Origin of the sequence: Cobetia sp. 10Alg 146 (assembly GCF_029846385.1) — a bacterium.
In the GTDB taxonomy this organism is placed as follows: Bacteria; Pseudomonadota; Gammaproteobacteria; order Pseudomonadales; family Halomonadaceae; genus Cobetia; species Cobetia marina.
In genome coordinates this window covers 52,196-65,182 of record NZ_JARWKT010000002.1, presented here as the reverse complement: position 1 = coordinate 65,182, position 12,987 = coordinate 52,196, and the positions used below count along the sequence as shown (strand labels likewise).

Here is a 12,987-nt window from a genome sequence, read left to right as displayed (position 1 = left end):
CTCGGGTAGCTGGCATGAGGAGTAGGCTGGATGCAGCATCACAAGCAGGTAGAGCGCCTGATGTTGTTCGCTCAGGTGGCGGAATCGCTCAGCTTCACGCAGGCGGCCAGGGTGCTGGGCATCTCGCGCGCCCATCTGTCCGAGCAGGTGCGGCGCCTTGAGCACGATATCGGGGCGCCCTTGCTGATTCGCACCACGCGGGCGGTGCGCCTGACCGAGGAGGGCGAGCGTATCCGCCAGCGCATGCAAGGCGTGCGCAGCGAGCTGCTGGCACTGGAGCGTGACCTCGAGCACGACCTCGAGCATGGGAGGGAGCACCCGCGACAGGGGTTCAGCGGCGTATTGCGCATCACGGCACCGGTGCTGTTTGCCGAGCGTTATCTGATCGGGGTCTGCAATGACTTCCAGGCCCGCCACCCGGCGGTCGAGCTGCGCCTGGACGTCAGTTACGAGAGTCATGATCTGACGCGCGAACCGTTTGACGTGGCGTTTCGCGCCACGCGCACGCCACCGGACAACCTGATCGCGCGGCGCCTGCTGGATTACGTCCACTGTTGCTGTGCCTCGCCCGAGTACCTTGCGGCGCAGGGCACCCCGCACACGGCCGCAGCACTTGCCGACCACCGTTGCCACCGCTGGGCCGGGCAATCCGGCTGGCCGCTGGCCAGTGGTGAGATAAGCCCCGCTGGCGGACTGGCGATCAATGATCATCGTCTGCTCAAGCAGCAGGCGCTGGATCACGCCGGCATCATCCGGGTCGCTCATTACCTGGTGGATCGTGAGCTGGCCGAGGGGCGTCTGGTGCGTCTGCTGGCGCACGAGGAGGGCGAGCCCAACAGCATCTACATGCTCTATCCCCAGCGCCTGCCGCAGTCGGGCAAGCTGCGCGCCTTCATGGCGGCGGTGGAAGCCGCCATGCCACCTCGCAGTGCGTGACCGAAAGGCACAGACGCAAGAGTGGCGTATGCAAAAAGACCGCCGTGCCCTGATGGGCGCGGCGGTCTTTTTAATCGCCTTTTATTCAGACCGGTGAGGCCTCTTGACCAGGCTGGCGGGGTCTCAGAGACCCAGTGCGGCGACCCCGGCCTTGGCGATCTGGGCATCCTGCTCCGGCTTGACGCCGGACACGCCGATGCTGCCGGCGATCTGGCCCTCGACCATCACCGGCACGCCGCCGCCCAGCATGCCTTCCAGCTCCGGCGCTGACAGGAAGGCGGTGCGTCCGCCGTTGATGGAGTCCTCGAACAGCTGGGTCTCGCGGCGCCCCAGGGCAGCGCTCTTGGCCTTTTGCTGGGCGAAGTAGCCGGTCATCGCCGGCGTGTCGTCCAGGCGACGCAGGCCCAGCGGGTGGCCGCCATCGTCGGCAACGGCGATGGAAACGGCCCAGCCGTTGGTCTCGGCTTCCTTCTGGGCGGCGTCCAGCATCTGATTGACGTCAGCGAGGGTCAGTACGTGGCGAGTGATCATCGGGCTTCCTTGGCAAGTGGTGCGAGTGAGTGAAAGTGACAGCAAGAGTAACAATAACGGTGAATCGTCATGCCTGCGGCAGCGTCTCGGGCAGGGCGTCATCCACCAGTTCGATCCAGTGACTTACCGGCGTGCGTCCGGCGCTCGAGAGATGCGTCTGACAGCCGATGTTGGCAGTGGCGATGCGCGCAGGCCCGTTGGCCTCCAGCGCCTCAAGCTTGCGGTCTCGCAGCTGGCGTGACAACTCCGGTTGCGTGATCGAGTAGGTGCCGGCGGAACCGCAGCACAGATGCCCCTCGGCGACCGGGGTCAGGGTGAAGCCCAGCGCGCGCAATATCTTCTCCACTTCACCGCCCAGACCCTGGGCATGTTGCAGGGTGCACGGGCAGTGGAAGGCCAGCGGCTGCGGGTCAGGGGAGGCGGCGGAAAGCGTCGGTCGGTCATCGCGGGCGATCTCCTCACCGAGCACCTCGACGATGTCACGCGCCAGGGCACTGACGCGCGCGGCGCGCTCAGCATAGTCCGGGTCATCGGCCAGCATCTCAGCATATTCCTTGACGAAGGCGCCGCAGCCACTGGCGGTCTGCACGATCGCCTCCGCTCCCGCCTCGATGGCCGGCCACCAGGCATCGATGTTGGCACGCATGCGCGCGCGACCGGCCTGCTGGGCGTTGAGATGATAGTCGATGGCGCCGCAGCAGCCGGCCTCGCGGATCGGCGTGACGCCGATGTCGAAGCGCGCCAGCACGCGGGCGGTGGCGGCGTTGATGTTGGGAGCCAGACCCGGTTGTACGCAGCCCTCCAGCATCAGCACCTGGCGCGAAAGCGCCTGATCAGAAGGCGTCGCGGTGACGGGGCCGCCCGGGTGCTCAGCGTGACGGTCGTGCTCGCGGGCCAGCGGGATCTTGTCGGCCAGCGCGCCCGGCGCAAGCGGGCGGAAGCGCACCCCGAGTGCCAGCAAGGCCTTGAAGCGAGCAGGTTCGACCAGCGCATGGCGTAGCCCGGTGCGCAGCAGGCGCTCACGCCAGGGGCGTCCGACGCGCCGTTCCAGTTCCTGACGGCCGATATCCAGCAAGGTGTGATATTGCACGCCTGACGGGCAGGTGGTCTCGCAGCTGCGACAGCTCAGGCAGCGATCCAGATGCTGCTGGGTCTCGCGGGTGATCTGCGTTGCCTGCTCGCGAACTGCCTCGTCGGGACTTTCGGGATCGCTTTCCAGCAGCTGCTTGATCAGATAGATGCGTCCACGCGGTCCATCGCGCTCATCGCCCAGCAGCTGATAGGTCGGGCAGGTGGCATTGCAGAAGCCGCAATGCACACAGCTGCGCAGAACCTTGTCGGCTTGCTGGATGTGCGGCCTGGCAAGTGCGGCGTCACTGAAGTGGGTCTGCATTCAGGTGCGTCTCCCGTCATGAAGTGAATCACATCTCGGCATATAGACGACCGGGATTGAGGATGCCGTGAGGATCCAGCTGCTGCTTGAGCTGGAGGTGATAGCGGGCATTGATGGCGGCCAGTGGCATCAGTGGACTGTCCTCGGCAGCGACGGCTCCCGGGGTGTAGCAGATGGCATGGCCACCCAGCCGGCTGGCCAGCGAACGAACCCTGTCAGCGGGGGCGTCGCTGTAAAGCCAGCGCTGGGCGCCTGCCCAGTCACACAGCAGGTCGGCGTCCTCAAGATGACCCAGCAGCTCGCTGACGGCGGCTTGCCATTCGACGTGATCCAGTGCCAGCGGCAAGGACAGTCGCCACAGGGCCTGATGTGGCGCACGCGCGGTGAAGAAGGGCAGGCGGTGCTCACGCAGCTCAGTCCAGTGCGCCGATGCCTGGTCAGGCATCAACACCTCGCCACCCAATTGCTCGCGCCCGGCCTGGACCGAACGCTCGCCCCCTTCCAGGCGCAGGGTGAGGCGACCGTCATGCCAGCTGGTCGCGGTGACCGGCAGCGGCGTGCGCCCCCAGGCATCCAGGCGAGTCAGCGCCTCGGCGAGACTTAGCTCCAGGCACAGCGATTCGCTCGCCACCGGGCGCGGCATCACCTTGAGCGAGACTTCGCTGATCACGCCCAGCGTGCCCTGGGCACCGCACATCAGGCGCGAGAGGTCGTAGCCCGCTACGTTCTTCATCACTTCGCCGCCGAAGCGCAGCGCCTTGCCGTCGGCGCTGATGATGCGCGTGCCCAGCACCAGGTCGCGCAGGCTGCCGCTCCAGGGGCGGCGTGGGCCGCTGAGTCCAGAGGCGAGAGTGCCGCCGACGGTCGCTGCGGGGCCGAAGTGGGGCGGCTCGCAGCTCAGATGCTGGCCTTGTTCGGCGAGCACGGCCTCCAGCGTCGCCAGTGGTGTGCCGGCACGTACCGAGACCATCAGCTCCACGGGGTCATAGTGGGTGATGCCGTGGTGCGTGCGCATGTCCAGGACACCTTCGGCCTCGACATTACGCCCGAGAAAGGCCTTGCTGCCACTGCCGGCGATGCGCAGCGGGCGTCTCGCCTCATGGGCGGCGCGGACCTGCTCGCAAAGTGCCTCACTGGCATCGTGTTCCTGCCTGTGCTGGCTGGCGGCAGGTGTGGCGCACTCGGCATGGCTTGGCACCTGATCCTGGAGCGAATCATCTGGCTCTGGCATGGCATATCTCTATGAAGTGGCGATGAAGTGGCTATGAAGTGGCGAAAATCAGGTGGCAGAAGGTCTGGTGGCGGCGAATGTGCGAGCTGTCCAGAACCGAGAAAAACCGTCCAGACGCGCGCAAGCTGTCCAGAAATGCGGCAGCTGTCTAGAAGCGCGGAAGCTCCGGATGTGGCAGCTGGTTGTGATGCACATGCATGGCACCGAATTCGGCACAGCGCGCCAGCGTCGGGATGTTCTTGCCGGGATTGAGCAGCCCGGTGGGGTCGAAGGCGGCCTTCACGGCATGGAAGACGCTGATCTCCTCGTGATTGAACTGCGCGCACATCTGGTTGATCTTCTCGCGGCCCACGCCATGTTCACCGGTGATGCTGCCGCCGGCGGCCACGCACAGTTCCAGAATCCTGCCGCCGACCTCCTCGGCCAGCTCAAGCTCCCCGGGCTTGTTGGCATCGAACAGGATCAGCGGGTGCATGTTGCCGTCACCGGCATGGAAGACATTGGCCACCGCGAGCCCCGATTGGCGCGAGAGTTCGGCGATACCGTTGAGCACGGCGGGCAGTTCGCGGCGCGGGATGGTGCCATCCATGCAGTAATAATCGGGCGACATGCGACCCACGGCAGGGAAGGCATTCTTGCGTCCGGCCCAGAAGCGCGCGCGCTCGGCCTCATCACGGGCGAGCCGGATCTCGGTGGCACCGGCGCGTTCCAGCACCTCGCGAACCCGTGCGCAATCATCAACGACATCGGCCTCGGTACCATCCAGCTCGCAGAGCAGGATGGCCGCGGCCTCCACCGGATAGCCCGCGTGGATGAAATCTTCAGCGGCGCGGATGGCGAGATTGTCCATCATCTCGAGCCCGCCGGGGATGATGCCGCAGGCGATGATGTCGCCCACCGCACGGCCGGCCTTGTCGATATCGGCGAAGCTTGCCATCAGCACCTTGGCCGTCTCGGGGCGGGGCAGCAGACGCACCGTGACTTCCGTGACCACGCCCAGCATGCCTTCGGAGCCTGTCATCAGCGCCAGCAGGTCCAGTCCGGGGGAGTCGAGGCTGTCGGCGCCGATCGTCATCGCCTCGCCCTCGATGGTCAGCACCTCGAGCTTGAGCAGGTTGTGCACGGTGAGGCCGTACTTGAGACAGTGCACACCGCCGGCATTCTCGGCCACGTTGCCGCCGATGGAGCAGGCGATCTGCGAGGAGGGGTCCGGCGCATAGTAGAGCCCGTATGGGGCGGCAGCTTCTGAAATGGCCAGGTTGCGCACCCCGGGTTGCAGGCGCGCGGTACGCGCATCGGGGTCGATCTCGAGAATTCGCGCCATGCGCGACATCACCAGCAGCACGCCTTGTTCCAGCGGCAAGGCGCCGCCGGAAAGGCCAGTGCCAGCACCGCGCGTGACCACCGGAACCCCCAGCGAGTGGCATTCGCGCAGCAGGGCGGCGACCTGTTCGACACGCTCGGGCAGCGCGACCAGCATCGGCATGACGCGATAGGCCGCCAGTCCATCACATTCGAAGGGATGCAGATCCTCTTCGCGATGCAGCAGGGTGAGGTCGGGCAGCAGCGTGGTGAGGTGCGCCAGTACCCGGGACTTGTCGTGCTGGGGGAGAGGGCCATCGAGCGTCGGGTCATACAGGATATTCATGCCATGCCTCCAGGAGAGTCCGGTACTCGCAATGCTGTGTCGGGTGTCCATTGCGCCGGTGATGCATGCGGCGTGTCGGGTGTGCAGGTCACGACGCGCGGGTGTGTCTCCAATCTGGCAGTGAGGGCTGCGCCTTGTCCATGCGAAGCCACAGTGGTCTGACCAGACATTCGTCTAGTTCATGTCATCGGGTGTCGCTGGCGACAGGAGAGCTCGCTAGGGTAGAGAGCGTGGTCTGACCAGTGAGAAAGGCGGCAGTCTCCTTGCCGCATGTGGGCAGGCGAGCGGCAGATGAGAGACGAGCACCCCGGGAGAGGCCAGCCGGGCTGGCTCGGCCGGTTCATCAGGGGAGGGGCAGGGATGCAGGTGTCAGAGAGAATGGCGTGCGGTGAGCAGCGTGCGCCGGAGCATGCGGCGGCGCGCCTCGAGCAGTTGATACTGGATGGTGTGCTCAAGCCGGGGCAGATGATTCCTTCGGAACGCAGGCTCTGTGAGCGACTGGGTATCTCACGCGCCTCGCTGCGCGAAGGGCTGAGGCTGTTGCGTGGCAAGGGCATCATCGAGACGCGCCACGGCAAGGGCTCGAGCGTCGCTCAGCTGTTGCCGAGCGGCGATATCAGTCCGTTGATGCACCTGTTTCGGGACCAGCCGCGCACCTTGTATGACCTGCTCGAGGTGCGCGCGCTGCTGGAGGGGCAGTCGGCGCGACTGGCCGCCCAGCGCGGCACGCCGGCGGATAGAGTACTGATCCGGCGTCATTACGAGGCAATGGCGGCCTGCGTGCGCGAGTATCCGCCGGACTTTCCGTCCTCAGCGCAGGGTGATGAGGTGCTGCCGGATGCCCAGCAGCTGGCGCGTCACGACCACGCCTTTCACCACGCCATCTGTGAGGCATCCCACAATCCGGTGCTGGTGCATACGCTCAAGGGCATCAATGACCTGCTGCTCAGCTCGGTGTTCGCCTCGCTGCGCAATCTCTACCATCGGCCGATTCCCCGCGGCCAGATCAATGCTCAGCACACGGCCATCTATCGTGCGGTGATGGACCAGCAGCCGGACGCTGCCGAAAGCGCGGCGCTGGACCACCTGCACGGCATTCGCGACAGTCTGCGTGAGCTGGAAGCGGAAGATGAGCGGCTCATCCGCTCTGCCATGCGCCTGGAAGGCTTCGAGTAGCGCGCAGGGTTTGAGAGCTGGCCTTGAGAGCTGGCCTTGAGAACAGGCTTCGAGGTCAGGCGTGTGGCCAGGCTGGCAAGCGGGGCGGACTCAAGGCAAAGTGGTCAGCTCATCATCCAGGACAACGTGCTGCCTTCATGTGGAAACTCTCTTCCGCGAGTGATTGGCTCGACCGCCTCAATCAATCCCGCCACGCCATGCTGTGGCTGTTCATCGCCTCGATGCTGGAAACCCTTTTGATCCCGATTCCCATCGAGGTCATCCTGATCCCGTGGATGCTGCGCCATCCCGAGCGCCGCTGGCGAGTGGCCGCGGTGGCATTGGCCGGCAACCTCACCGCGGCGCTGCTGGGGTTCTATCTCGGGGCCTATGCACTGGCGGCGTGGGGCGATGGGTTGATCAGCTTCTTCGGCGGCCAGCAGGCCTTCGAAGCCTTCCAGCAGCGCTTCAGCGAGCAGGGCTTCCTCGCCATCATGCTGATCGGCATCGTGCCGATTCCCTTCCAGAGCGCCATGCTGGTCGCCGGTGCCAGCGGGTATCCGGTCGGGCTGTTCCTGCTGGCGGCACTGGTCGGGCGCGGAGTGCGCTATTTCGGACTGGCGGCCCTGGTGGCACTGGTCGAGGATCAGGCGATGGCCCTCTGGCAACGCTATTCACGCCCACTGGGCGTGATCGGGCTGACCCTGACGGGCGTGTGGTTATGGCAGGCGTTCATCGCCTGATCTGCCGGCAGTCGCCAGCAACGCCTTGCCACGCTGATAGTCGGCCTGCCAGATCTCATCGGGCACCATGCTGCCGCCGGTGGCCCATATGACATGGGTGGTGTTGGCCTGTACTTCGCCGTCATCCAGCCCGACAGCCGCTCGCCAGGCGTGCCACTCGGGGGCGTCATTGCGCAGCACGCGGATGATGCCGGGCACCCCGGCCAGCGCCGACGGCTCAAGCTTGAGCCCTTCGCTGTCATGCGCCAGCGCCAGCCATTCGAGCATGCTGTCATCCGACAGGGTGTAGATGCCACTGAGCAGCGGTGCCATCACCTGCCCGACGAAGGCCGAGGCGCGCCCCACCGCCAGGCCATCGGCACAGGTGCGATTGTCCAGTCCGATATCCTCCACCGCGATGCCGTCATGCTTCCCGGTCAACATGCCCAGCAGCATGCAGGGGGAATTGACCGGCTCGGCGAAGAAGCAGTGCACGGCGTCACCGAAGACCTGCTTGAGGCCGTAGGCCACGCCGCCCGGGCCGCCGCCGACGCCACAGGGCAGGTAGACGCACAGCGGATGGCGGGCATCCACGGCAATCCCCTGATCCTCGAGCTGCCGCGCGAGGCGGCTGGCTGCCGTGGCGTAGCCCATGAACAGATCCCGCGAGCTTTCATCATCGATGAAGTGGGCGTCTGGCTGCTGCGCCTCCCGGCGTCCAGCCTCGACCGCCTTGCTGTAATCGCCGCTGTGCTCCACGACCTCTGCGCCACGCGAGCGCAGCAGATCCTTCTTCCACTGCTTGGCATCCGCCGACATGTGGACGGTGACGCGAAAGCCGAGTCGGGCACTCATGATCCCGATGCTGAGTCCCAGGTTGCCGGTGGAGCCCACCAGTATCCGCTGGTTGGCCAGCAGTGCCTGAATCGCGGGGTGTTCGAAGGCGCGATAGTCGTCATCAAGACGCACAAGCCCTGCGTCAACGGCGAGACGCTCGGCATGCTTGAGCACCTCGTGGATGCCACCACGTGCCTTGATGGACCCTGAGATCGGCAGTTGATGGTCACATTTGATCATCAGGCGGCCGGGGAGTGTCTGCCTGGAGGCATGGGAGGTATCAGGCGTGGCAAGGGACTCGCCCAGCGCCTGCTGCAAGCTGGGCGCTGCCACCAGCGGTGATTCGATGCGCCCTGACGCGGCGGCCGTCTCAGGAAAGGCCTCGGCAATCCAGGGCGCGAAACGTGCCAGGCGCGCCTCGGCAGCCTCGATATCCTGTTCGCCCACGCCACTTGCCTGCAATGCCGGCGAGGCCTGCGCTTGCGTGATGTCGAGTCGTCCGGGATTCAGCCAGCTGATTTCCCGGCGAGCCCTCAAGGTGGCAATTTCCGGATGATGCAGGGTGAGGGCACTCAGATCATGGGGCGTGGCAGACATGCGATGTCCTTGTGATGGGGGGCTCGATTGCGCAGCAATGTGGAACAGGCCTCAGGCTAGCGCGTCCTTGCCCGACATGTCTCGGATCAATCGGGCCTGCACATTCGGCCCTGCACATGATGCGAGCCGACTCATGCGTCTTCATCAGGCAACGCACGTAGCCCAGCTTTCACATCTGGTAAAGGTCTGTGACAAAAAAGGCCGATTTTTTTGGCCACCCTCGGGATAGAAATGCCAAAGCTGCAGTCATAGTTGGCAAGGACATGATGTTATCGCGATGTTATGTCTGGCTTTAACTGTTCTTATCCACCGCCATGCACTGCCTGGCGGTTTTTTTTGGTCACGAGGGCGTGGTCATCGAGTCAATGCTACGGCGTCATTGCCCGAGAGAACGTCATGGCTTACGTTCGCAAGCACTTTTCCGTCCTGGGGTGACGCTCCAGAGATCATGACCCGGACATGAATGGGTTAGCTGGCAGGTAATCATGTGAGGCAAGGCCTCGCACATCGGATGGTCAAAGAGACATGAAAAAGCCCGCGCAGACAGGATGTCTGCGCGGGCTTTTTCATGGGCGCTGCATGCTTCTGCATGCTCCTTCACGCGGCGCCATGTCTGGCCAGCGTCGTCAGGCAATCACGCGCCGGATGTCAGTTCAGCAACCCGCCTGCATGGTGAGCAGGGCACTCAGGACATCACGACGTGTCACCACACCGATCAGGCGTCCCTGTTCCACCACGGGATAGACCTTGGGCTGATGACCATTCATGCGCTGTGCAAGGTCGGTGATGCTGTCATTGGGGCCGACACTCAGGACCTCGTGACGCATGAGGTCACCGACTTGTGCGTGTTGGCCGCAGTGATAGGCGCTGTCGAGCAGCTTGCCGAGGATGTCCTGCTCCGAGATGAAACCGACCAGACGATCCAGGTCATCGACCACAGGCGCACCCGGCAGACGGTGATGGGTCAGGCCGTGGGCGAATTCCAGAATGCTGGTGCGTGCCTTCACCCGATAACAGTCGCGGGACATGATGTCGCGAAGGGTCGAAGGGACCTTCAGTTGTGTGGCTTTCATGGGCAGGTCTCCTGCTTCGCCGCTGACGACGCCCGGGCAGGGAGTCGTTCGATGGATGTCGGCTACCCGCCAGGCGGTAGCCGACGGCATGTCGACGTCTCGTTCAGAGCATAGAGCATCCCATCGTGAGCTGCCCGACGCCGCTTGTCGCCTTGTCTCGGGGAGTCCGATCGCCAGTGGCCATCAGACTCCCCGAGCGTCGTGCGGCGAGATCAGTCGCCCGGGCCGCACTCCATGCAGCGTTCGACCACGGCCGGCCCCAGCTGCAGGTTGGCATTGAGATCCCGCAGCGCGGTGCGCAGACCTTCCTCGATCACCGGGTGATAGAAGGGCATTTCCAGCATCTGCTCGATGGTCATGCGCTGCTGATGGGACCAGGCCAGCAGGTGGGCGAGGTGCTCGGCACGGGGACCGAAGATCTCGGCACCCAGCAGCAGGCCAGTGCCTTGCTCGCCATAGACGCGCAGCATGCCCTTGTTCATGCGCATCACGCGGGAGCGGCCCTGGCCGGTGAAGTCGACTTCGCCGACCGCGTAGCAGTCGCAGGCACCGTAGCGCTGTTCGATCTCGGCGGTGGAGAGGCCGATGGTCGCCATCTGCGGATCGCTGAAGACGACGGCGATGGTGCTCTTGCGGTGACCGGCACGCACCTCGGGGAAGCGACCGGCGTTGTCACCGGCGATACGGCCCTCGTCGGAGGCCTCGTGCAGCAGCGGCAGGTCGTTGTTGGCGTCGCCGGCAATGAAGACATGGCTCGGCGTGTCATCGCTCAGGCGAGTCTGCAGGGTGTGGCGATTGAAGATCGGCACGCCGCGCTCGTCCAGCTTCAGCCCGAGGGCGTCGATATTGAGGCGATCGACATTCGGGCGACGACCGGTGGCCGCGAGCAGATAGTCGAAACGTTCGGTCAGGCGAGCTTCGCTGCCACGCTCGATGAAGGTGATCTCGACACCGGCACCGTTCTCGTCCTCGACACGTTCGATCTTCTCGACCTTGGCGTCCGGGTCCAGATAGAACTCCTCGTTGAAGACGCGATCGGCATTGGCACGCAGCTTCTCGTCACGCAGCGGGCCGATGGCGCCGCCGACGCCGAACATGCGGATGCGCACGCCGAGACGCGTGAGCGCCTGGCCCAGCTCCAGCCCGATGACGCCCGGGCCGAAGACGGCGACGGATTCCGGCAGGTCGTCCCACTCGAAGACGTTGTCATTGATGATCAGGCGATCACCGGCATTCTCGAAGAAGCCCGGGTAGCTGGGGCGTGAGCCGGTGGCGATCACGACACGCTCGAAGGTCACGCGGGTCTCGTTGTCGCCGATGATCAGGCTGTTGGCGGTCTCGAAGCGTGCATTGCCGCGCAGCTTGTCCTGCGGCGGGATGCCTTCCACGGACTCGACCACGAAACCGACGAAGCGGTCGCGCTCCCGCTTGACGCGGTCCATCACGGCGCGGCCATCCACCTTGACCTCGCCTTCGATATTGATGCCGAACGGTGCGGTATCACGGGCGTGATGCGCGGCTTCCGCCGCACTGATCAAGAGCTTGGAGGGCATGCAGCCGACACGGGCACAGGTGGTGCCGTAGGGGCCGCCCTCGATCATGACCACGGAATCGGTGTGGGCCTTGGCGGCGCGATAGGCGCCGAGTCCTGCACTGCCTGCGCCGATGATGGCGACTTCAACCTGGCGTTCGTTCACGTCGTACTCCTCAAGGTGCGCCAGCGGCGCACCTGACTGAATGGGGTCTCAGGCGCGGGGGGACCCGCGCATGATGAAACGAGATGGCGATGGGGTTACGTCAGCGTGAAGCGCTCAGGCGCTGGTCAGGCTGCCGAAGTAGCGGGCGACTTCATCGCTGCCGCCGACGTGCTCACCGTCGATCCAGACCTGAGGCACGGTGGCCTGGCCGGTCATGGCGCGCAGGGTGCGAGAGGTCACGCCACGGGTGCCGACTTCGATGACTTCGTAGCTGATGCGGGCTTCATCAAGCATCTGCTTGGCACGTGCGCAGTACGGGCAGCCCGGCTTGCTGAACAGGGTGGCGAAGCTGGGACGGCCGGCTTCCGGGTCCAGATAATCCAGCATGGTGTCGGCGTCGGAGACTTCAAAGGGGTCGCCCGGTTTCTGCGGCTCGATGAACTGCTTCTCGACCACGCCGTTGCGCACCAGCATGGAGTAGCGCCAGCTGCGCTTGCCGAAGCCGATATCGCTCTTGTCGACCAGCATGCCCATGCCCTGTGCGAAGTCACCGTTGCCATCGGCGATCAGGCTCAGGTTCTCGGCTTCCTGATGCTCGCCCCAGGATTCCATGACGAAGGCGTCGTTGACCGACAGGCAGACGATCTCGTCGATCCCGACCGCATAGAAACGATCGGCCAGTTCGTTGTAACGCGGCAGGTGGGTGGAAGAGCAGGTCGGGGTGAAGGCACCCGGCAGGGCGAAGACCACCACGTTGCGGCCTGAGAAGATCTCCTCGCTGGTGCGCTCGACCAGACGGCCGTCGCGGCGAATCTTGAAGCTGACGTTGGGGACTTGCTGGCCTTCGTGTGACTCGAGTTGCATGAAATTGGCTCCGATCTCGACAAGAGAATACTGAATGGGTTGGCAGGCGATGAAGACTTCGAAAAGGAAAGCAGGACCTCGAAGAATCAGTGCCTTGCGAAACTGGAGCCAGTCTATGCAGATGCCGGGGGCGGGTGAATTTGATTGCATCAAGCGATGCGATAGCTTTTCTTGATGACGTGAGCCTGGACGACTGAACGTTTGCGGAGTTTTTTGTTCGAAAGCGGTGTGCAGGCTTGATATTGCTCGGTGTCAGCCGCAGGTAGTGGGTAAGTCACAGCATCGTCAGGTTTCGCGCCTGAC

11 protein-coding genes are annotated in these 12,987 nt (G+C 64.6%); 3 read left to right on the top strand and 8 right to left on the bottom strand.

The genetic code is table 11. The features are described 5' to 3' along the window. Window positions 1–30: 30 nt before the first annotated feature. The gene (locus tag QD172_RS03250) at window positions 31–936 is read left to right on the top strand and encodes a LysR family transcriptional regulator (protein ID WP_279854961.1); all 906 of its coding nucleotides are present in this window, start codon (window positions 31–33) and stop codon (window positions 934–936) included. A gap of 123 nt (window positions 937–1,059) precedes the next feature. Here QD172_RS03250 and QD172_RS03245 read toward each other — a convergent pair whose 3' ends face one another. The 4 genes from QD172_RS03245 to glcD form a co-directional block, all read right to left on the bottom strand. After that, entirely contained in the window at window positions 1,060–1,467 is a 408-nt protein-coding gene (locus QD172_RS03245; protein ID WP_077372671.1) for a heme-binding protein, read from the bottom strand. Between the two features lie 67 nt (window positions 1,468–1,534). Further along, entirely contained in the window at window positions 1,535–2,860 is a 1,326-nt protein-coding gene (gene glcF, locus QD172_RS03240) for a glycolate oxidase subunit GlcF (protein ID WP_279854960.1), read from the bottom strand. Between the two features lie 28 nt (window positions 2,861–2,888). Beyond that, window positions 2,889–4,091, bottom strand: coding sequence for a glycolate oxidase subunit GlcE (gene glcE / locus QD172_RS03235; protein WP_279854958.1), 1,203 nt, complete (start codon window positions 4,089–4,091; stop codon window positions 2,889–2,891). A 148-nt stretch (window positions 4,092–4,239) separates the two neighbouring features. Beyond that, on the bottom strand, window positions 4,240–5,739 hold the full coding sequence (gene glcD / locus QD172_RS03230; RefSeq protein ID WP_279854956.1) for a glycolate oxidase subunit GlcD: 1,500 nt from the start codon (window positions 5,737–5,739) through the stop codon (window positions 4,240–4,242). 360 nt (window positions 5,740–6,099) lie between these two features. Here glcD and glcC point away from each other — a divergent pair, with 360 nt between their 5' ends. Together glcC and QD172_RS03220 are read left to right on the top strand one after the other, a co-directional pair. After that, window positions 6,100–6,915 (top strand): transcriptional regulator GlcC, encoded by an 816-nt coding sequence (gene glcC / locus QD172_RS03225; protein ID WP_218015034.1) that lies wholly within the window; start codon window positions 6,100–6,102, stop codon window positions 6,913–6,915. A 137-nt stretch (window positions 6,916–7,052) separates the two neighbouring features. After that, complete coding sequence (locus tag QD172_RS03220; RefSeq protein ID WP_084209012.1) at window positions 7,053–7,637, top strand: VTT domain-containing protein; 585 nt, start codon at window positions 7,053–7,055, stop codon at window positions 7,635–7,637. On the opposite strand, the gene QD172_RS03215 is transcribed toward QD172_RS03220, so the two are convergent. The 4 genes from QD172_RS03215 to QD172_RS03200 form a co-directional block, all read right to left on the bottom strand. Beyond that, the gene (locus QD172_RS03215; RefSeq protein ID WP_279854953.1) at window positions 7,614–9,050 is read right to left on the bottom strand and encodes a D-serine ammonia-lyase; all 1,437 of its coding nucleotides are present in this window, start codon (window positions 9,048–9,050) and stop codon (window positions 7,614–7,616) included. The two genes, QD172_RS03220 and QD172_RS03215, sit on opposite strands and share 24 nt — an antisense overlap. A gap of 653 nt (window positions 9,051–9,703) precedes the next feature. Continuing rightward, on the bottom strand, window positions 9,704–10,123 hold the full coding sequence (locus tag QD172_RS03210) for a CBS domain-containing protein (RefSeq protein WP_084209010.1): 420 nt from the start codon (window positions 10,121–10,123) through the stop codon (window positions 9,704–9,706). Between the two features lie 212 nt (window positions 10,124–10,335). Further along, window positions 10,336–11,820, bottom strand: coding sequence for a dihydrolipoyl dehydrogenase (locus tag QD172_RS03205; RefSeq protein ID WP_077372695.1), 1,485 nt, complete (start codon window positions 11,818–11,820; stop codon window positions 10,336–10,338). A gap of 114 nt (window positions 11,821–11,934) precedes the next feature. Further along, window positions 11,935–12,684, bottom strand: coding sequence for a glutathione peroxidase (locus QD172_RS03200; protein ID WP_077372697.1), 750 nt, complete (start codon window positions 12,682–12,684; stop codon window positions 11,935–11,937). Window positions 12,685–12,987: the final 303 nt, after the last annotated feature.

Coding starts and splice junctions, on each gene's coding strand:
- QD172_RS03250 (WP_279854961.1), top strand. CDS start 31: ATGCAGCATCACAAGCAGGTAGAGCGCCTGATGTTGTTCGCTCAGGTG.
- QD172_RS03245 (WP_077372671.1), bottom strand. CDS start 1,467: ATGATCACTCGCCACGTACTGACCCTCGCTGACGTCAATCAGATGCTG.
- glcF (WP_279854960.1), bottom strand. CDS start 2,860: ATGCAGACCCACTTCAGTGACGCCGCACTTGCCAGGCCGCACATCCAG.
- glcE (WP_279854958.1), bottom strand. CDS start 4,091: ATGCCAGAGCCAGATGATTCGCTCCAGGATCAGGTGCCAAGCCATGCC.
- glcD (WP_279854956.1), bottom strand. CDS start 5,739: ATGAATATCCTGTATGACCCGACGCTCGATGGCCCTCTCCCCCAGCAC.
- glcC (WP_218015034.1), top strand. CDS start 6,100: ATGCAGGTGTCAGAGAGAATGGCGTGCGGTGAGCAGCGTGCGCCGGAG.
- QD172_RS03220 (WP_084209012.1), top strand. CDS start 7,053: ATGTGGAAACTCTCTTCCGCGAGTGATTGGCTCGACCGCCTCAATCAA.
- QD172_RS03215 (WP_279854953.1), bottom strand. CDS start 9,050: ATGTCTGCCACGCCCCATGATCTGAGTGCCCTCACCCTGCATCATCCG.
- QD172_RS03210 (WP_084209010.1), bottom strand. CDS start 10,123: ATGAAAGCCACACAACTGAAGGTCCCTTCGACCCTTCGCGACATCATG.
- QD172_RS03200 (WP_077372697.1), bottom strand. CDS start 12,684: ATGCAACTCGAGTCACACGAAGGCCAGCAAGTCCCCAACGTCAGCTTC.